Genomic DNA, 21,522 nt, shown 5'->3' on the forward strand with positions numbered 1-21,522 from the left:
AGCAAAAATAGTGCCAAAGATACTATTTTTGCGTTTAACTGACTTTGCAACCAGGTTGTATTTCCTTTTCTATACCTTTGCCCTCGAAAACAATAATAAGATTAATTATGGAAGAAAAAAATATGCATAGTCATGAGCATGAAGAAGAGGGAATGGCACTTTGGCAGATAATCATGTCTGCGGTAATGCTCGTTGTAGGTATGATAGCCAGTGCAAAAGGTGTGAACATGTTTGAAAACAACACACTCAAACTTGTATGGTATGTCATTGCTTTCATGCCGGTAGGCTTGCCAGTAATGAAGGAAGCTTGGGAAGCTATTGTTGACGATACTGACTTCTTCAGTGAATTTATGCTAATGTCTGTTGCCACGATAGGAGCGTTTGCTCTGGGGGAGTACCCTGAGGCTGTGGCAGTGATGTTGCTTTACTCAATAGGAGAGGCTTTGCAGGATAAGGCTGTTGACAAGGCACGTGACAATATAAAGAGTCTTGTTGCCTTTCGCCCAGACATGGCAAGAATAGTGCATGGACAGGAATATAAAGAGGTTAAACCTGAAGAGGTGAATATTGATGATATCATTGAGGTGAGACCAGGAGAACGTGTACCTTTGGATGGCAAACTCGTTACTGCTGCTACATCAATGAATACAGCTGCACTAACAGGTGAATCTGTCCCACGACTGATTGAGACAGGAAAGGAAGTGATGGCTGGAATGATTGCTACAGACAGCGTGATACGTATTGCTGTGACACGTATCTCTGCCGAGAGTGCAATAAGCAGAATCTTGTCTATGGTTGAGGAGGCTGCAAATCGTAAATCCCCTACAGAGACATTTATCCATAAGTTTGCGCATGTATATACTCCAGTCGTGATATTGCTTGCAGTACTCGTTGTTGTTCTTCCATGGTTACTTTCTTTTGCCACAACTTATGATTACGTTTTTTCTGAGTGGTTCAAGCGTGCGCTTGTATTCCTTGTTATCAGTTGTCCGTGTGCACTAGTTATCAGCATACCTTTAGGTTATTTCGGCGGTATCGGTGCGGCTAGTAAAAGAGGAATACTCTTCAAGGGTAGCAATTATCTTGACGCTATTGCAAATCTTGACGCAGTGGTGTTTGATAAGACGGGAACTCTCACAACAGGCGAATTCAAAGTGCAGCAGGTTGTAGGTATTTCTGATGAAGATATGGCTTTAGTAGCCGCCGTAGAAGCGTTTAGTAGTCATCCAATAGCTTCTGCTATTACAAAATATGCTGGTAAAGACAACGTGACTGTAGATGACTCATTATTGAAAAATATTCCAGGGGCAGGAGTTGAATATGGAGATATGCTCATTGGAACGCTGAAATTGCTTCGTGATAATGGAGTTGAGTATGGTAAGTCATTAGAAAGTATTCCTGAGACAATTGTTGCTGTAGCAAAGAAAGGACAGTTAATCGGCTATATATTACTTGCAGATACTCCCAAGAAAGATACAGCGACTCTTCCACAACGACTCAGAAGACAGGGCGTTAAGATTATGCAGATATTGAGTGGTGACAAACAGGCGTTGATAGACAAACTTGTAGCGTCACTGAATAAAGACAGCGAGACTCATGTCACAGGATTTGGTGACCTGCTTCCGCAAGATAAGGTGTCACATATTTCTGCACTTAAAGAACAAGGCAAGAAGGTTGCTTTTGTTGGAGACGGCATTAATGATGCTCCTGTATTGGCGCTGAGTGATGTTGGTGTAGCAATGGGCGCAATGGGATCGGATATGGCAGTGGAGACCGCTGATGTGGTTATTCAGACAGACGAACCAGGAAAGGTTGCTGAAGCTATTGCAATAGGTAAGCGCACACGAAGAATTGTATATCAGAATATCGTGTTTGCGATAGGTGTAAAACTTCTTGTGATGGTACTAGGAGTCTTTGGTGTCGCCAATCTTTGGGAAGCTGTGTTTGCCGATAGTGGAGTAGCATTGCTTGCTGTTATGAACAGTACACGTATATTCTTAACGAAAAAAAGTGGGATTTAAGTCCCACTTTTTGTTTTTATTTAAACAATTTCTGTGCAAATGTTGCCAGATAAATTCTCCAGTTGCGCCATATATGCCCCCCATCGGTCTCCATGTATTCGTATGGATAATGGTTTTCGTCTAGGAACTTGCGCAAGTCTGCGTTGGCTTTATAAAGAAAATCGGATTTGCCGATAGCAATCCAGTAGAGTTTCGGGTTGCTTTTAAAGAGCTTCTTCATTTGCTCTTGGTAAACATTGTCGGCTTTCATTTGATAATAGATGGATGAATCTTTCAGATTGATGTCTTTATTTAAGTGTAAGCCCGCCGAGAAAAGACCGTAGTAACTGAAGTCCATTGGATAGAGACGGCTGATGCTAAAGGTTTGTCCACCACCCATAGAGAGACCGCAGACGGCACGTTCTTCACGACTTTTGATAGTCTTGTAGTGACTGTCTACATACTTTACGATGTCCATAAAACTTTCTTCCATACTAGCCGCAGCGGGAGCTGTTGGTCCTGTGTTGCCCATGAATGATGGTGTATACATACCAAATGACCATTCTCCTGGGGCTGCTTGGCAGTTAGGATTACCGTTAGGCATGACCACAATCATCGGTTTAGCTTTGCCTGTTGCAATTAAGTTGTCCATGATTTGTGCGGTACGCCCCAGTTCGCTCCATGCGTTTTCATCGCCACCAGCACCATGTAACAGATATAAAACAGGGTAAGCTTTGCCCTTGTCATAGCCAGCTGGTGTGTAGACTGTCATACGACGGTTCATCTTCAACGTAGGACTGGAATACCAAACTTTAGCCACATCTCCGTGAGGAACATCGTTGACGCTGTAAAGGTCACCCTTGTCACCCTTTTCTTTGGTGGTAATAAAAATGCTGCTGTAGGTGGTGATGTCGCGGTTCATGTAGATGTTATTAGGGTCGTTTATGTTCAAACCATCGACATTGAAAGTGTAGGAATAGAGTTCTGAAGGCAGAACGGTAGTGGTATAACTCCACTGTCCTTTCTCATTTTTCACGAGTTGAGCACTTCCTGGTGCGTCATATTCACCGCGACTAGTCTGCATCTTGATCGTAGGAAGGAAGTCTCCGCTCACGCTTACCTTCTGTGCTTGTGGAGCATAGAGGTTAAAAGTGACGGTCTCGTCTGCATTTTTGACCGGTGATTGAATGTTGGTACCATTGAAAAGTTTCTCTTGTGCCATGCAGCTTGTCCCAATAATGGAGACAAGTACAGCTGTGATTATTAGTTTTTTATTCATTGCTTATTGATTTTTGTAATAATAATAATTCTTTTATACTGCATAATTATGGATTAGCGATGCAGCAGATTGAGAGGTTCTTGAGGGGCAAGTACATTGTGAACTGGGCTTTCTTGTGCCTTGACATGGGTGGAGAGAGTAGCTCTGATATCACGTGACGAAGTACCGATGAGTAGCTGATATATTCCTGCATCTATTTTCCATGCTGATGATGCTTCACTAAAGGAAGCCAAATCAGCCGTTTTGACTGTGAGTGTAACAACTTCTGTTTCACCAGGTTTCAAGACCTTTGTCTTGGCAAAAGCCTTTAACTCTTTAGCTGGTTTATTAAGTTTTTTGCTGTTGGGAGCAGTTTCATAGAGCTCGACAATTTCTTTGCCTGTTGTCTTTCCGATATTCTTTACATTTACTGTAACGGTAATTATATCACCATTATTGTTGACTTTAGCATTAGAATAGGAAAACTTTGTGTAACTGAGTCCATAGCCGAAAGGATAAGAAACCAGCTTGTTGAAACTGTCAAAATAACGATATCCTACGTAAATATCTTCCTCATAGTTCGTGTAGTCAACGTTCTTCTCGTTGTTTCCAGTCTTGCCTTGGTTGGTCATATTCAGGTCGGGCATTTTGTCTATCGGGAAATTTTTAGAGGAATAAGCATCAGTAAAATTGATAGGCCAAGTCATCGTAAGCTTTCCAGAAGGTGATGTCTTACCGCTAATCACATCAGCTACAGAGTTCCCGCCTTCTTGGCCAGCTTGCCAAGCACAAAGAATTGCATCGGGCATAGCCTTCCAAGATGCAGTTTCAATGGGGCCACCGATATTTAACAGTACGATGACTTTCTTGCCAACTTTATGATATGCTTTACACACCTTGCTGATGAGTTGATATTCTTTCTTTGTAAGATTGAAATCCGCCAGCTTACGGTCCAGAAATTCACCACTGATGCGCCCCAAGGTGATGACGGCAACCTGAGCAGTCTTGGCTTGCTGATTCAGCTGCTTAGTTGTGATGTTCATCTCCGTAGGGCGGGGCGAAGGAAGGAACATTGTCAGCATGGCTGTCTGCTTGTCTTTCTTTTTCGTCTCTTCCAAGTGTGCTTTCTCGGCTGCTTTACAGTCTGAGATATATTGAGTGTATGCCTTTTGAAGCTGATTATCAACACAATACCCTGCATTTTTTAAACCGTCTAAGAGTGACACGACATAGGCATGGTTCACGTTTCCTGAGCCTGTTCCGCCGGCTATAAAATCGTAGCTAGTGCAACCATAGAGTGTAATCTGGGTGTTAGAAGCCTTGGTTTGAATTGGTAACACTCCATTGTTTTTTAGCAAAACCATACCTTCAGTAGCACTTTGTCGGGTTATAGCAGCATGTGCTTTAAGGTCGGGTCTATTGCTATAATGATAGCCCTGATAGCGCGGCGTCTTTTCAATGAGATTCAGAATGCGTGTAATATTGCGGTCAAGATCTGTGATTTTCAATTTTCCGTTCTTTACGTTTTCAACAATTGAAGAGAATTGTTCTGACTTTCCAGGTTGTAGCATATCGTTGCCAGCCCACACTTGGGTAGCCCCGTCCTTACCTCCAAACCAGTCGGTCATCACAGTACCTTGGTAGCCCCATTCGTCGCGAAGAATTGTCGTGAGTAAGTCTTTACTCTCTGAAGTATAAGTGCCATTGATCTTATTATAAGATGACATCACAGTCCAAGGATTTGCCTCTTTTATAGCAATTTCAAAGGGCTTGAGGTAAATTTCACGGATAGCACGTTGTGAAATACGAGCATCGGTATTCATTCGGTTGGTCTCTTGGTTGTTGAATGCAAAGTGTTTGATGCTTGTTCCGACACCATTGCTTTGAATTCCTCGTATATATGCCGCTGCCGTCTTGCCTGCTACAAGTGGATCTTCACTATAGTATTCGAAGTTACGCCCGTTTAATGGATTGCGATGAATATTAACGGCTGGTCCTAAAAGAATGTCGACACCATACTCCTTGACCTCGTTTCCCATGATTCTTCCTACTTCTTCCACCAACTGTTGATCCCATGTTGATGCCAATAATGTCCCAATAGGGAAGTGAGTGCAATAATAGGTAGCGGTATCATCGGTGCGATGTGCGTCAATACGGAGCCCCGCTGGACCGTCTGCCAGCACGATGGATGGGATGCCAAGTGAGTCAAGTGGGTAAGTGGTCCCAGCTGCTCCTGATACCAACGATTTGGTGGATCCTATGACAGCATTGTTTCCAGTCATGCCAGTCATGCCAGTTCCAATGACAAAGTGGGCTTTGTCTGTCAATGAAAGTCGCTGAAGTAGGGCTTTCTTATCAATAGTCTTGGCTTCCATAACACAGGCTATTGCCAGTGAGGTAGCCAGTGCAATAAAAAATAAGTTTCTTGTTTTCATAGATTCTTTTTGTTGATAGATTAGCGATGTAGAAGTTGAAGTTTCACTAAAGGCTTCATCACATTGTTTACTTTGCGGACAGAAGACTTGACTGTTGCCAGACAACGGGCCTCCACATCTTGGGCAGAAGAGCAGATGAGAAATTGATAAGTGCCAGCATCAGTCTTCCAGGCTGATGCTTTCTCATTGAAAGAAGCAAGATCATCAGTATTTATATTCATATTCATGGTCTCGCTTTCACCTGGTTGAAGTAAACGTGTTTTGGCATAATCACGCAGTTCTTTGATAGGCTTGTTGAGGCTTTTACTTTTGGGGGCAGCTACAAATAACTCTACAACATTGCGTCCTGCATATTTACCAGTATTTTTTACTTCAATGCTGATATTATAGACATTACCCCGCTGAATGACTTTTGCTTTGTTGTAAGCAAAGGTGGTGTAGGAGAGACCAAAGCCAAATGGAAAGCTTACTTCCTTATTGAAACTGTCGAAATAGCGATAGCCCACGTATATATCCTCATCATAATTGGTATAATCGATATTGGCTTTAGGTTCGCGTTTGTTGTTTTGATTGGCTTCCCCCCACATATACATGGTTGCCAAATCTTTCATATCCTTTACGTCGGATGGAAAGTTTTTGTCGGATGCAGCATCACCATAGGCATTTTGGAACGTGATAGGAAGTTTTCCTGAGGGATTAACTGCCCCGGAAACTACATCGGCAATACTGTTGCCAATTTGTTCTCCACTTTGCCAAGTACAGAGAATACCGTCAACAAGTGATTTCCATGAGCTCGTTTCGATAGGACTGCAAATATTAAGCAGTACGATAACTTTCTTACCTTCCTTGTGATAAGTCTCGCTTACTTGTCTGATCATCTTCAGCTCTTTATTGTAAAGATTAAACTCATCTTGGGTTCGGTCTGCGGCTTCGCCACTCTTTCTGCCTATCGTGATGACAGCAACATCTGTGTTTATTGCGTTTTCTTGCAGCTGCTGGTCAGTCATTTCAATTTCCTCGGCACGATTGAGTGGACGTAAAGCAAAGGGAGGAAGTCCATTAGGATAAAGTCGCTTCTGTTCCGATGCTATGTGCATTTTATATTGGTCTAGAAGTGGTTTGTAAATAGTGAAACCTGCTTTGCGGAGCCCTTCGACGAGCGATACTGTATAACGGCCCTGCATTGTGCCGCCAAAGCCAGTCCCACCTGATATGATGTCATAGCTTGTACAGCCATATAGAGCAACTTTTTTTCCTGTCAGTAACGGCAAAACGTCTTTATTTTTCAACAAGACCATACCTTCGGCACCAATTTTTCGGTCATCGGCGCTATGCTGTTTCAAGTCGGGTTCATTGGAATATGGATAATTGGCAAAGCTGTGACTCTTAACGATGAGTTGCAAAATGCGTTTCACATTGCGGTTAAGTATGGTCATAGGCAACTTTCCGTTTTTTGCATTGGTCAGTAGTTCCTGATACTGACGATCCTGCCCGGGTTGTAACATATCGTTGCCTGCCAGCATAGAAGCTGTAGCACTCTTGCCGGCGTTCCAGTCGGATACTACCAATCCCTTAAATCCCCACTCGCTGCGGAGGATGGTTTCAGTGAGTGAAGGATCTTCACATGTAGGCTTTCCATTAATGCTGTTATAAGCTGTCATGACAGTCCAAGGGTTACCAATCTTTGTAGCTAATTCGAAACCACGCAAGTAAAGTTCGCGTAAGGCACGTTGACTAACACGGCTGTCGTTGGCATTCCTATTGGTTTCCTGATTATTGGCTGCAAAATGCTTGATGCAGGCTGCCGTGCCCTCGCTTTGTATACCTGAGATATAATAAGCAGCAATTGTGCCCGAAAGATAGGGATCTTCCGAATAATATTCATGATTACGACCACAAAGAGCATTGCGCATGAGGTTCATGCTCGGTGCAAGAATCCAGTCGAGTCCATATTCGCGTGTCTCGTTTCCGATACCTTTTCCTACTAGATAGGCTGCTTGCTTGTCCCAAGTCGAGGCTAGCGTGATGCTCGTCATGTAGTCGGTACAAAAGTAATCATGGCTGTCATAGTCGCGATGTGCACTTAGGCGGAGCCCTTGATTGCTGTCGGCACAGTAGATTGATGGTATGCCCAAATGGGGAATAGCATAGGTACTTCCAGCTGTACCAGGAAATTTAACTTCGGTTCCGTAGCCCATTCCGCAGCCTAACACAATGTGACATTTTTCTTCGACGGTCATAACCTTTAGTATCTCGTCAATGTTTTCTGGCTGTAAACATGGCTGTGCAGAAATGCTAGAGCTATGGCAGCAACAAGCCGCCATAGCTATTATTAAAATAAGTTTCCTTTTCATTATTTGAACAATTTAGGAACAAACTCACTCAAATATATTCGCCAGTTGCGCCATATGTGTCCGCCTTCGGTTTCAAGGTATTCATATTTGAAGTTTTTAGAATCAAGATAATGGCGTAAGTCAGCATTGTTCTTATAGAGAAAATCACTTTTGCCTATACCTATCCAGAATAGTTTCGGGTGTTTAGCAAACAAATTGTCAATCTTTTGATCGCGTTTGGCATAAATTTCGTCAAGTCCACCTTTCTGTTGTTGGTCTACGGCTGCAGAGAAGAGTCCCACGTAGTCAAATGTGTCAGGATTGTTGATGGAGATAAAAAGAGAGTGAAAACCACCCATTGAAAGACCCGCGATAGCACGGTGCGCTTTATCTCTCTCCACGCGATAAGTGCCTTCTACAAATTTGATTACATCGGGAAAAGCTTGCTCAAAGTAACCATCCATGGTTTTTGGAAGAGCCATAGTGGGTTCTATGAAGCCTTGGGATGTCTCGCCTGGACATGCCTCTTGTGATATGTTTCCATTGGTCATTACGACAATCATAGGTTTTGCTTTGCCTTGAGCGATGAGATTATCAAGAATTTGGGCAGCGCGACCAAGTTCTGTCCAAGCTTGTTCATCACCGCCAATGCCATGAAGCAGATAGAGCACTGGATATTTCTGCTTGCTGGTTTCATAACCTGCTGGGGTGTAAACTGTACAGCGGCGGGTTAGACCAGCCGTTGGACTGTTGTACCAAATTTTTGAAACGGTTCCGTGAGGCACATTGTTTACTTTATAAAGATCAGCGCGGCCACCGCTGATGAGAAAGATACTTGTGGTGTTGGCAATGTCGCGAATAGCATAGACATTGGAAGGATCGGTCACTTTTACGCCATCAATAATCATATTATATAGATAAAGTTCAGGTTTGATTTCTTCTTTTGTTGTGAATGTCCACAGTCCTTTCTCGTCCTTGGTAAGATTGGCTACGCCCGGGGCATCGTATTCACCATAGGATGTATTCACTTTTTGTGTGGGTAGAAAGTCACCTGTTATTTGTACCTTCTGTGCTTCTGGAGCCATGAGTCGAAAGGTTACTGTGTTATCAACATTCACTTCTGGAGATTTCGGAACCTGTCCACCAAAGAGGTTTTGCTGAGCAAAACTGCATACAGTCAGTGTTGTCAGGCATAGGGTCATCAATTGTCTTTTCATCTTGTTTCAGAATTTTTATAATTGTTATATAATGTTTTTCCCGTTTTTTGTAAATCGTAAATAATCAGCATTTTATCTAATGCTATTCAGTGGAACGAGATGTGAAAGAAGTTTTTCTTGTTCCAGACATGTTCACTGATAGTTTGCTTTGATTTACTTCCAACCTTCATTCTGTGAAATATTCGGGTTAAGCTCTGTTTCCTTCAAAGGTATTGGTAAAAGCTTGTTGCGCTCTTGATACCCGTAAGTATCGTTTTTATAGTTCCATTGTATGCCATTTGCTGTGAGTGAAGGAATCTGTGCTCCCTGTTTGCCTAGTGTCTCCTTGGCATCTCCCCAGCGGACCAGGTCTTGATAGCGAACGCTCTCCATACACAGCTCAAGTCTTTTTTCGTTCTTGATAGCTAGAAGTGTAACGTTAGAAAGAGGGGCCAGTTTTGCACGTTTGCGGATCTGGTTGACATAATCAAGGGCTTTTTCCTGATTCCCAGCTTGAAGATTGGCCTCTGCAGCCATTAGTAGTACCTCGGCATAACGCATGACACGCATGTCAGAATATTGGAGAGCCTGAAAATAAGGTGCATCCATGATACAGTCGGCCTTTAACGGGCGTGTCTTCCACATGAAGTAGCCTTCATTTCCATAGAGGTAGGCACCTGGCATAATGCTGATGCCATAAGCTTTCATCTGGTCGTAGGTGCGTAGAGTACTGTTAAGACGGTATCCATCTTTGCCCTCTTCAACCACGAATGCGTCGTAAAGGCTCTTGCGTGGGTTCATGAAACCGTATGTTCCTGTGGCAATTTCGCCTGAGGCTTGTCCGCTGTAAAGCAATTTGTCGGTGCGCCAACCTTGCATCAGATAGAGCATAGTCATCTGATTCCATGCCTGTTCAGAGTCGTTGCGTAATTGTGCTTCAAGCATATTTTCGCAACAGTTGTTGTTGATTGCATGGAGTAGTAGGTCATATTCGCCAGTATAGAGTGCATATTTGCCAGATTGAATCACTTTTTCGAACATCTGTGCAGCTTCGGCATATTTACCTTCAAACAGATAGGTTTTGCCTAAATAGGCTTCGGCAGTCTCTTCGGTGATGCGGATTCCTGTTTCTCGGTCGTTTACATCTTTTTTAGATGGCAAAACCCCTGAATTGATTGCTGCCTTTAAGTCGTTTTCAACGTTTGTCCAGAGGGTCTGTTGAGTCGAGTTGCCAGGGCGATATTCATTAGGTTGTAAAAGATGGTCTACTACGGGCGCTGTACCCCAAAGTGTGACCAACTCAAAGTTGGCCCATGCACGGAAAAAGTATGCTTCAGCAATGTCGCGCTTCATATTGTTGGTATTAGGGGATACCTGATCAATAATTAAGTTGGCTTTATAAATAATACCATATAGATTTGTGTATTCTGCCTGCACCATACTGTGATCGGTGCCAAAGGTATATTCATTGAGTTTCTCCATTTCGGCATTGTCTCCGCGTGATCCTCCTCCGCACCAAACGTCGTCTGACAGTAGGTTTTTAAGGAAAAACCAGTTGTAGTAATTACTTCGGAAACTGACATAGAGCGATGTGAGGGCTTGATCAGCTTGCTCATCAGTCTTATAGAATGTTTCTTGACCACCCATATTGCCGTGCTTAGCAATGTCGAGTCTATCTTCACAGCTTGTCATACCAAGTCCTAAGCTGGCTATGATCAAAAGGGAAATATATGATTTTTTCATAAGTATTCTTTATTTGTTAGGGTTAGTTAAAAGTCTATATTGAAGCCTAAGACGAATTTCTTTGACATGGGATAGACACCCTTATCAATGCCCATGCCTGATGTTGCGTTAGCAGAAGCCTCAGGATCGAATCCTTTATACTTAGTAAAGGTAAAGAAGTCATCAAGAGATAGATAAACACGTGCATTGCTGACAGCAATTTTGCTTATCCATTTCTTTGGTAATGTGTAGCCTAACTGTATTTGTTTAATCTTGAAATAAGATCCATCAAATACCATTGCGCTTGAGCAAGCATACTTGTCCATATTAGCTGCACCAGCACGTGGCTGGGTTGCGGTGGTATGATTAACTGTCCATCTGTCGGTATAGAAAAGTTCTTTCTGTTTATTACTAGCTGCATAGTCTGGGCGGTTAATGCAGTTGAATATATCGTTACCCTGTGAACCTGTACCGAATATTGTGAGGTCAAAGCCTTTGTAAGCTGCCGTAAGCGTTAAACCATAAGTAAATTCTGGGATAGCATCACCGATATAAGTAAGGTCTCCATCGCTGATATTGCCGCTCTTGTCCAAATCCTCAAAGGTTGGATTACCCGTTTTGGGATCGATTCCTGCAAATTTATAGCCACGGAAATAGTAAACAGGATAGTTCTGTTCAAAATAGGTCACAGTGTATGTGTGGAATGTAGAACCTGCAAGACGAGTGATAGAAGGGTCAATATAAGTCACTTTGTTACTAATAGTAGCAAGGTTTGCACGAATTCCATAGCTGAAGTCTTTGATATGATCACGCCATCCTAGTTCAAATTCAAAACCTTTGTTAGATACATTTCCAGCATTGATTGGTGATGTGTTACCGCCAATCTCAAGAGATGGGGTGGTATTCCAAATCAAAAGATCTTTAGTCTTTTTGTTAAAATAGTCCATACTGAAGTTTAGTCTACTGTTGAAAGCATAGACATCAAGACCAATGTCGGTTTGTTCAGAAGTCTCCCATTTAAGGTTATCATTGCCCATTGTAGATGGACTGACACCACGTAGATAATTTATTCCACTGGTAAAAGGATAAAGTCCAGACTGTGTCATGTCGGTACTATATGAATATCCGCTTAAAGCTGAAAGACTACCATTCTGTCCCCAGCTGGCGCGCAGCTTTAAACTGTTTACGGTGTTGCGTAAAGGCGCAAAGAACTTTTCCTCAGATACAGTCCAACCTAATGAGGCAGCAGGAAAATATCCCCAACGAGTGTTCTTGGGCAATAGGGCAAGGTCGGCAGCATCGGCGCGCAGAGAGAATTGTGCATAGTATTTGCCTGCATAATCATAGCTCAAACGTCCAAAGTAAGAGAGCTTTGCAGTGCGGGTCTTTTCGCCAGCAACACTCTTAACAGCTGAGGCTGATGCAAAATTCAGATAATAGAAAAGAGGGTCGTTTTTGAGTAGTGCATCTTCTCCGTTAGCGTTGAGTCCTCCCTGAACATAGTCATAGGTTGATTCCTGATATGACATGCCGACCATCGTGTTGATATTGTGTTTGCCTAGACTCATTATGTAGTTGGCAAAGTTTTCCCATTGATAATAGATTGATGTTGAACTTTGATTGCTTTGGCTAACGTAATCTCTACTTTGTACACCATTACCGTAGAACGGCAGATTAGTAGTGCTACTGCGGGTTCCTGCTAGTCGATAACCAAAGCGAGATGTAAAGGTAAAGCCCTTAATAGGGGTGAAGTCTGCATATATAGACCCATTGATGTTGAAGCCACTGTTCCTAGCCAAATTATTATCACGCATAATCATTGGGTGATATTGCTCGCCTGAATAAAAGTTGGAAATTCCATAATAATTTCCATTGGCATCAGTAAGGAGATGTTTTTTGTTGTTCAAAGCGTTCTGTACGTGGAAGGGAAGTACGCCGTTGGCATAGGTGTCAGGTGTCAATGGGTCAAGCATCATTACAGAAGTAAGCAGAGAACCATATTCACTATTACTAGAGACCTGGCGTACATTGTATTTTTCAGTCTGGTTAGTTGTACCAACCTTAAGCCAGCTCTTAATTTTGTATTCAGAGTTGATGGTAGCAGTGAGTCGTTGATAGGTATCAGCATCGCCTTTTACAATACCGTCGTTGTTAAGATAAGAGAGTGAGAGATAATAATTACCACGGTCACTTCCGCCGATGAAGGCAAGGTTGTGTTTCATCATTTTGCTATCTTCAAAAGCCACATCTGTCCATCTTGTGTCTGTCTTTCCGTCCCAATTGGCTGACAGATAGTCTTTAGTAAAGGTGTTACCTTCCGTCATATACTGGATATACTCTTCTGCATTCAGCATCTTGGGAACACGTGCGAGCGACTGCCCTGTGTATTGGAAACTGTAACTGATACGACCTTCGCCTGCTTTTCCTTTTTTGGTAGTAATCAAAACGACACCATTTCCTGCTTCTGCACCGTAGATAGCAGCACTGGCTGCGTCTTTGAGAATTTCCATTGATGCTATATCATTCGGGTCAATGCCACTGATGTCGCTCATCCGAACACCGTCTACAACATAAAGAGGTTCTGAGCTTACATTTGAAGAGAAGCCACGAATGCGTACGGTAGGGCTTGAACCTGGGGCTGCAGAAGACGAAACAATCTGCACTCCGGCTGTCTTTCCCTGCAAAGCCTGCTTTGCATCGGTGATGGTTCGGTTTTCTATATCTTCGGCTTTCACTTGAGAAATAGCGCCTGTTACCGAACTTTTCTTCTGAATACCATAACCGACAACGACTACATCATCGAGGATTTTAGAGTCTTCCTTAATGACTATCTTTAGATTTTGTCCGGCCTTGACCTCTTGCGTGGCATAACCGATGTAAGAGATAACAAGCGTTGCCCCCTTGTGTGCTCTTAGTTTGAAAACTCCGTCAAGATCGGTTACGGAACCGTTTGTCGTTCCTTTTTCGACAACGCTTACGCCAATCATTGGTTCTTGTGTGTCATCCACGACACGACCGGAAACATTCATGAGTTCCTGTGCCCATGTAGGCAGGCACATAATTGTCAAAAGAAATAAGGTTAGTAACCTGATAGATTTAACTTTTTCCATGTTAGTAGTATTAAATTGTTACGGTTGCAAAGATATAACACAATTTTGATAGTGGCTTTTTCTATTATTCTTTTGTTTTTCACTTTTGTTCAAATGCGGTTTCCCTCATGTTCAAATGTTTACATATTTGTTCAAAAATATCAGTGAATCCTTTGTATGTGAAGGCTTTATTCGTATATTTGTGCCGGCTAAAAACAGTTAACATGAAGACACTTAAATCTAAGACCATTCAATCTTTTGTAGGAATCGGCATTGCATTGCTTCTTTTTTCGTGTGGAAAAAACAAGGAGAAAACAGCACTGGTTGATGAAGACCATGCTATGGTTGTTGCAGATGAGATCTCTAATCACAATATCAAAGCGTTTGCAGAAGATGCTTATGGGCATATATGGATAGCTACTTTTCGTGGTTTGAATAAGTTTGACGGCAACAAATATTATCAATATTTCTGCACTGATGACTCGCTTGGACTGCCTGACAATAATGTTTCGGGCGTGGCAAAAGACAAAAATAACCGCCTTTGGGTATCAACAGTGAATGGTATTTGCCGTTATACCGACCGCAATACCTTTGAGCGTATTCCCATTGACGACGATAATCGGAACATCGTGCAATTGCTCGTGACGCCGCAAAATCGTATCTTTATCTATAACATCGGTAGCCTCTTGGAATATGACGGACAAAAGAATCGCTTTGTTAAGCGACTTTCTCATCTAGACCCTCATAAAAATTTCATGGGTAGTATCCATGTGGACAGATATGAAAATATATGGGTAGCTAATTTGAATAGCCTTCGCTGCTTCGATCACCATACGCTCAAAATAACCGATTCAATAGCTTTCCCTAAAGGATTTAACCCTTTATATACCTATCTTCAGGATGGTAAATATTTCTGGTTGTGTGCAGGTAATGGTATAATGCTCTATAACACTGAAACAAAAACCTTTGAACATATTTCCTCAGCCATTGCTTCTAATCCTGTATTCAGTCACGATCAAGTTTACTGCATTCATCCCTATAACAAAGGTGGTCTATTAATCAGTACGGCGCAGAATGGCCTTTTCTATTATGATAGCAAAGTTAGACTGTTGACAGCTCAGGGACATCCTGGTTTCCCTTTTGATGAACCGAGCTTTAAGGTGACGCGTCTCTTCAAAGATTCTCGCAACAATCTCTGGATGGGCTCCTCTGATCAGGGCTACAGTGTGAACTATCAGTACAACAAATGTTTCAATGCCAACCACTTCTTGGTTCAGGCTGTGGGACATCAGTCGGTACTGGCTCTGGCGGCAGATCGTGGTGGAAATTTATTTATTTCAACGAAAATGCGTGGCTTGATGGTATATAACATGCAGAATAGAGTGCTGAAGCCCTTGACCTTAGCCAGACTTGATACACACGATCGACGTAGTGAAATAGGGAGCTTGCTTGTTGATAGCTGCGGAAAACTGTGGATAGGAAATGGCTTGGAGGTTATTCGGATGCGCTATGACGGCAGTAGGTTGGTGATAGAGAAACGCTATCAAGTTCCTTTTGTTATGTCGCTGATGCAGGGAAGTCATGGTATTGTCTGGGCAACCACTGCATCTAATAAAATTTATGCCTTTATGCCCGATGGTGTGCTGAAGCCTTGCACACTCTATCCAGCTACGTTTATCTTCATGCCTTGTGCCCTTCAGCTTCGAAACGACCGTGTCCTGACTGCGGCTTTCGGGCAAGAACTCGTGGAAGTGAATCCCTTGTCAATGGAAGCTCGTAAATGGAATGTGAATCTACAGGATTGGAAACGCTGCCTACCTCGTTCCTCTTTTATACCCACCGATCTTTATGAAGACCCAAAAGGCGATGTTTATGTGGGTACCGTCACTAACGGATTGATGCGCATTAGCCCCGACCATCAATATGCCAAGCGCGTTGATGGACTTTCATGTAAGGATATTTCGGCCATCGAAGCCGACCGGAAAGGTAATATTTGGGTAAGCACTATGAATGGACTCAATAAGATAGATGCCCTCACGGGTGCCATTACGTCCTATTATGCTACCGATGGCATCGGTGGAAATCAGTTCAACGACCGTGCTGCATGCCTCTTGCCCAATGGGCGAATGGTATTTGGTGGTACGCATGGACTCACGATTTTCAGTCCCGAAAAGGTGTATGCACGTCAGAGTGTACCTTTGGTCTTCGAGATACTGAAGGTACACAACGAGGTTATCTCGCCCGAAACCGACGACTGCATCGCCCGAAATCTGGAAGACAAGCCTGAGATTCATTTGCAGTATGACCAAAATAGTTTTAGTATTTCGTTTGCTGCTTTGGCTTATGGAGATTACGAACGCGCCAGTTATTCCTATCGTTTGGAAGGTTTCGATGACTACTGGGTCGAGTCAGGCAACAGTCATGAAGCCTTTTATGCCAACCTTCCTGCTGGGCATTATACACTGAAAGTGAGGGGAAAGAGTAAGGGAAATGATGAATTCACGGCTGAAAATGAGATTGAAGTAATCGTGGCTTCAGCTCCTTGGAACACGTGGTGGGCATGGTTGCTCTATGTGTTGGCGGCATCGCTAGTGGCTTATCAGCTTTACAGACTGCGCCAACGCATCTTCCAAGAGCATGAAGCTGTGCGGAAAGCAGAATTGGAAAAAGAACAGGAATGTCGTGTCAACAAAATGAACATGAGTTTCTTTGCCAATATCTCTCATGAGTTTCGAACACCATTGACTATGATATCTGGACCAGTAGGTATGCTTTGTGATGACCGTCATATATCGAATGACAACAAAAAGCTACTGCTGATTGTTCAGCGAAGTGTGGTGAGAATGTTGAAACTGGTCAATCAATTAATGGATTTCAACAAACTGGAGAATGACACACTGAAACTCAAAGTGAGACGTACCGACGTTGTCAACCAGTTGCTTCGCATCTGTGATATCTTTAAGGTTAATGCCGATGAAAAGGGTATTCTGCTGCGACTCTATGGTCTTGAAGACTCATATTTGATGTGGCTTGATACCGATAAACTGGAGAAGATCATGAATAATCTGCTTTCTAACGCTATGAAATTTACGCCCAAAGGCGGCAAGATAGCTGTCAGTCTTGATGTTGCTGACGGCAATATGACCGTAACGGTGGCTGATAGTGGTAGGGGTATTCCAAAAGATCAGATTGAAAATATCTTCAGACGCTATTATCAACTGAACAACCAGACCAAGGGAAAACTCAATTGGGGCACTGGAATCGGGCTCTATTATGCTAGAAAGCTCGCTGAACTGCACCATGGAACTCTCGTGGCAGGTAATAAACAAGGTGAGACCGGGGCTGTGTTTACATTGACTTTGCCAGTAGGAGAAGGAATTTACAGCGACGCAGAACGCGCATTGCCCGAGGATAAACAGACGGAGCTCTTTCCGATTCTTCCGCAAGAAGAACAGCTTATAGACACGGCTTCACTGACTGATGGCAAGCCAACAATATTGGTTGTTGATGACGATACAGAGGTAGTGAACTATTTGCAGACGTTGCTTGTGCCTTATTATAATGTGGTTTATCGCTTTGATGCCGAGAGTGCATATAAAACTATCAGTGAAGATGAACCCAACCTGATACTGAGCGACGTCATCATGCCAGATAAAACGGGTTACGAACTTTGTCGGGAAATAAAAGAAAACCTACAGCTTTGCCACATTCCGCTAATCTTGGTTACGGCAAAAGCCACGGTCGAAAATCAAGTAGAAGGACTTAATACTGGGGCTGATGCCTATATAACCAAACCGTTTGACCCCAAACTTCTATTGGCCATGATTCATTCGTTACTGGCGAACAGAGAGAAGGTGAGACAGTTGCTTATCAACTCTACACAAACCGATGACATAGATGAAAAAGCTCTTTCTCCTCAGGATAAGAACTTCATGGACCAATTGTATCAGATCATGGAAAACGAACTGTCGAATCCTGAGCTTGACGTTGGGCACTTGACGGATATGCTCCATATCTCGCGCACCAAACTTTATTACAAGATGAAGGGGCTTACGGGAGCCAATCCGAGCGTGTTCTTCAAAACATACAAGTTGAACCGCGCTGTAGAACTCATTCGTGAGGGTTGCTATACCATGAGTGAGATTGCTGATCGCACTGGCTTTAACACGCCCAGTCACTTCTCTACGAGTTTCAAAAAGCAGTTTGGAGTGTCGCCAAGTGATTATAAATAATGGTTCGTTTGATATTGGAATGGGGGTGGCTTGGATATTCTCGAAATACTGGGCCTATTTGGAACTTCGGATAGATGATTTTCTAATACGCGAGTTATGCAAGAATAAGTGTAAAAAAATCCTTTCCTCTATATTATGAGGAAAGGATAATATTGCTTTTGTCATGAGTGGCTAAAGAGAAGATTATTCCTTTAATAACTTTCTGCAATCTTCGAGTATAGCCATCAGTTCGTCCACCTTAGTGGCTCTCAGCATCGCTATACGTGTTTGTCTAAAATCTGGAATTCCCTTGAAGATTGGACTTGAAGCAAGATGCCTTCTTGTGTGGATGATTCCACGGTATTCATCAATGCGTTCAACGTTTATCTTCAGTTGCTCTTCTAGAATATCAATTTTGTCATCAATGGATAGTGGAGTAGCGTCATCAGTCTTGTTGTCGAGATATTCTCTCATTTCCTTGAATACCCAAGGACTGCCGAATGTGGCTCTTCCTACCATTACGCCGTCTACACCATATTCGTCGAAGGCACGTTTCGCCTCTTCTGGACTTGTAATATCTCCGTTACCAATGATCGGTATATTTATTCTTGGATTGTTTTTTACCTTACCAATCAGTGTCCAGTCTGCTTCACCAGTATACATCTGACTACGTGTGCGGCCGTGTATAGTAAGTGCTTGAATACCGCAATCCTGTAGCTGTTCGGCAAGTTCGGTGATGATAAGATTATCGTTGTCCCATCCCAGTCTTGTTTTTACTGTGACAGGAGTATTTACCGCTTTCACTACGTTCCGGGTGATATCAAGTAGCAAAGGGATGTTTTTGAGCATACCTGCACCAGCACCCTTACTAGCTACCTTCTTAACAGGACATCCGAAGTTTATGTCGATAACATCAGGATGCACTTGTTCTACAATCTTAGCAGCCTCTACCATAGACTCTACGTCACGACCATATATCTGAATACCGACAGGTCGTTCGTCGTCGTTGATAGTCATCTTGCTTAGAGTAGCCTTAATGCTTCGTACTATGGCTTCTGCAGCAACAAATTCTGTGTACACCATAGCGGCACCATATCGCTTGCAAAGCATGCGAAATCCTACATCTGTTACATCCTCCATAGGAGCAAGAAACAAAGGTCGGTTGCCATAATCAATATTTCCTATCTTCATACAGCGTGCAAAGTTACAACAATTTTTCTATCCTAGCAACGAATAATAAATATTAGGATTACTCATGATTCCTTTATACCAACCATAGTCTGTTTGATTTCTTGCCATAAGCATTTATAATATTGAAGAGGTGTAGCTAATCAAAAAGGAATTCGATTATGTATGTTATTGCAAATAAGATTGCAGCAATACCTGGTATATAACCTTTTAAATGATCCACATAGTCTAAGGAAAATCTGCGACCTTTATATTTTTTTACATCTAGATGATTTAACCAAATATTGCTTTAATCTTTTCTTTTTCCGCTATACTTGTCCCATTCGGGAAACAGCGAACACAGAATAGATTTATCATTAGTTAATGTTCGAACTTTTCTTTTTGCTAATTTGTTTAATTACAAACTGTTTGACTTTTATATAGAGCAAACACAATATAATAGTTAGACAAATGCCATATACAATATTGAATGGAGAATCGAACCACCATACGATCGTATAATTATCATTTCCGGAAATGACTTCATGATGCCACAATAGGCTAGGAGAAACTAAATATCTTATTATATCATCGATGTATGTAATGATATTCACAAAACAAATACTTTCTATAATGATTTCTATTTTTGTGAATCTGTATTTACACAAAGCAATAATAACTGGCAAATTATATATAGGGAAAATAATACCACAAAATATCGATACAAATATTGGTGATGAAAATGGGGTTTTATTGTCATCTGAACTGGCACAATAATATGTAATAACACTCGTGATCAATGTTCCAATTGTAATAGCAATCACCGTCCAGCAGTAACTCCTTAATATATAGGAAAGAAATTTTTTCATATTATTCATGCATTAAGAATCTATATGATTACTCAAATTTTTATTTATTTTTCTTGGCGTATTATGTCTTTTTGATAGTCTTAACTTAGTTGCTTTTGTATACCAATTTTTCTATCCAAGCAAATGATATACTCCGCCAGGCAGTGTTTTCACGATGCCTTTCATCTCCATTGAAAAGAGTAAGGCTGTGAGGTGTCCTATTGCCATACAACTTGTGACACATAGCATGTTGATTTGTTGATCGTTTTCCTTTTGCAGTGCTTTCACCACTTGCTGTTCTTCGTCTGTGAGCTGTGGAAACAGTTGTCGCTCAATTCCCTTACTGCGAGCTTCGGATAGTTGTTTTCCGTTTTCCCATCCCATAGCCTTTACCATGTCATAGGCACATGTAATTAGGTTTGCGCCGTTGTCACGTATCAGGTTGTTACAGCCTTCGCTATACATGGCACCGACAGCTCCAGGAAAAGCAAAAACATCTCTATTGTAGTCGCGTGAAAGTCGGGCTGTGATGAGTCCTCCACCATGAGCTGCACTCTCAATAAGTATACAGGCATCGCTCATTCCTGCAACGATTCTGTTTCTGCGCACGAAATTCATCTTATCGGCATTTGTGCATGTTATGAATTCAGAGAGCAGTCCTCCCTGATTAATCATCTTAGCTGCATCTTCCTTATGAGCTTGGGGATATAAATAGTCAAGTCCATGAGCAAGAACTCCAACGGTTTCAAAACCGTTTTGCAATGCGTTGCGGTGTGCGTGTATGTCAACGCCATAGGCTAAACCGCTTACGATTAGAGCATCAGGACAATACTGTTTTAAATCCATGATAAACCTTCTTATCATGTCCTGTCCATAGACAGTGCAACGTCGTGTACCAACAATGTTAATGATTTTCTGATTGTTGAGGCTTGCGTTACCACGATAAAACAATACAAGCGGTGCGTCGTCACATTCTGCAAGTCTTCTAGGGTATTCTTCATCGTTGAGACATAGAATCTTAACCTTGTTCAGGTCGTCCCATTTCATTTCCTCTTCGACCCTGCGTTGCAGTTCGCTGATATCTTTGAACGCATCAACAAGTTTTGGTGAAGCTTCGGGCACAATCTCTCGGATGTCATTACGATGCTCCAGAACAGAAGTGGCACTTCCCACCCGTCTATACATCTCAAGCATTCCTGCAAGATTATAGAATCCTATACGTGAAAGAACAATGGTATTAAATTTTTCTTGTTGGTCAATCAT

The 21,522-nt window shown here is 42.3% G+C and carries 9 protein-coding genes and 1 pseudogene; 2 read left to right on the forward strand and 8 right to left on the reverse strand.

Translation table 11 applies throughout. From position 1 onward, the window contains the following. The first annotated feature begins 100 nt into the window (after positions 1 to 100). Positions 101 to 2,021, forward strand: a pseudogene (locus B045_RS0104865) (heavy metal translocating P-type ATPase). 16 nt (positions 2,022 to 2,037) lie between these two features. On the opposite strand, the gene B045_RS0104870 reads toward B045_RS0104865, so the two are convergent. The 6 genes from B045_RS0104870 to B045_RS0104895 form a co-directional block, all read right to left on the reverse strand. Then, a complete protein-coding gene (locus B045_RS0104870) occupies positions 2,038 to 3,279 on the reverse strand; it encodes an esterase (RefSeq protein WP_025882717.1) in 1,242 nt (413 codons plus the stop codon). A 53-nt stretch (positions 3,280 to 3,332) separates the two neighbouring features. Continuing rightward, on the reverse strand, positions 3,333 to 5,693 hold the full coding sequence (locus B045_RS0104875) for a beta-glucosidase (RefSeq protein ID WP_026234341.1): 2,361 nt from the start codon (positions 5,691 to 5,693) through the stop codon (positions 3,333 to 3,335). Positions 5,694 to 5,713: 20 nt separating this feature from the next. Next, positions 5,714 to 8,047 (reverse strand): glycoside hydrolase family 3 N-terminal domain-containing protein, encoded by a 2,334-nt coding sequence (locus B045_RS0104880; protein WP_025882719.1) that lies wholly within the window; start codon positions 8,045 to 8,047, stop codon positions 5,714 to 5,716. Then, entirely contained in the window at positions 8,047 to 9,243 is a 1,197-nt protein-coding gene (locus B045_RS0104885) for an esterase (protein WP_025882721.1), read from the reverse strand. Before B045_RS0104885 ends, B045_RS0104880 begins: the two co-directional genes overlap by 1 nt. A 153-nt stretch (positions 9,244 to 9,396) precedes the next feature. Then, on the reverse strand, positions 9,397 to 10,965 hold the full coding sequence (locus B045_RS0104890; RefSeq protein WP_018463156.1) for a RagB/SusD family nutrient uptake outer membrane protein: 1,569 nt from the start codon (positions 10,963 to 10,965) through the stop codon (positions 9,397 to 9,399). A gap of 26 nt (positions 10,966 to 10,991) precedes the next feature. Then, the gene (locus B045_RS0104895; RefSeq protein ID WP_018463157.1) at positions 10,992 to 14,054 is read right to left on the reverse strand and encodes a SusC/RagA family TonB-linked outer membrane protein; all 3,063 of its coding nucleotides are present in this window, start codon (positions 14,052 to 14,054) and stop codon (positions 10,992 to 10,994) included. 203 nt (positions 14,055 to 14,257) lie between these two features. On the opposite strand from B045_RS0104895, the gene B045_RS0104900 reads away from it, so the two are divergent. Continuing rightward, positions 14,258 to 18,265 (forward strand): hybrid sensor histidine kinase/response regulator transcription factor, encoded by a 4,008-nt coding sequence (locus tag B045_RS0104900; RefSeq protein ID WP_018463158.1) that lies wholly within the window; start codon positions 14,258 to 14,260, stop codon positions 18,263 to 18,265. A 183-nt stretch (positions 18,266 to 18,448) separates the two neighbouring features. Here the strand turns inward: B045_RS0104900 and dusB are convergent, their stop codons facing one another. Continuing rightward, positions 18,449 to 19,435: a tRNA dihydrouridine synthase DusB gene (dusB, locus tag B045_RS0104905; RefSeq protein WP_018463159.1), complete on the reverse strand. Its 987-nt coding sequence runs from the start codon at positions 19,433 to 19,435 to the stop codon at positions 18,449 to 18,451. Positions 19,436 to 20,391: 956 nt separating this feature from the next. Further along, positions 20,392 to 21,522 carry a DNA-processing protein DprA gene (gene dprA, locus B045_RS0104915; RefSeq protein ID WP_018463161.1) on the reverse strand — a complete coding sequence of 377 codons (1,131 nt, stop codon included), beginning with the start codon at positions 21,520 to 21,522 and terminating at the stop codon, positions 20,392 to 20,394.

This window comes from Segatella paludivivens DSM 17968 = JCM 13650 (assembly GCF_000373185.1).
GTDB classification, from domain to species: Bacteria; Bacteroidota; Bacteroidia; order Bacteroidales; family Bacteroidaceae; genus Prevotella; species Prevotella paludivivens.

Coding starts and splice junctions, on each gene's coding strand:
- B045_RS0104895 (WP_018463157.1), bottom strand. CDS start 14,054: ATGGAAAAAGTTAAATCTATCAGGTTACTAACCTTATTTCTTTTGACA.
- B045_RS0104880 (WP_025882719.1), bottom strand. CDS start 8,047: ATGAAAAGGAAACTTATTTTAATAATAGCTATGGCGGCTTGTTGCTGC.
- B045_RS0104875 (WP_026234341.1), bottom strand. CDS start 5,693: ATGAAAACAAGAAACTTATTTTTTATTGCACTGGCTACCTCACTGGCA.
- B045_RS0104900 (WP_018463158.1), top strand. CDS start 14,258: ATGAAGACACTTAAATCTAAGACCATTCAATCTTTTGTAGGAATCGGC.
- B045_RS0104890 (WP_018463156.1), bottom strand. CDS start 10,965: ATGAAAAAATCATATATTTCCCTTTTGATCATAGCCAGCTTAGGACTT.
- dprA (WP_018463161.1), bottom strand. CDS start 21,522: ATGATTGACCAACAAGAAAAATTTAATACCATTGTTCTTTCACGTATA.
- B045_RS0104870 (WP_025882717.1), bottom strand. CDS start 3,279: ATGAATAAAAAACTAATAATCACAGCTGTACTTGTCTCCATTATTGGG.
- dusB (WP_018463159.1), bottom strand. CDS start 19,435: ATGAAGATAGGAAATATTGATTATGGCAACCGACCTTTGTTTCTTGCT.
- B045_RS0104885 (WP_025882721.1), bottom strand. CDS start 9,243: ATGAAAAGACAATTGATGACCCTATGCCTGACAACACTGACTGTATGC.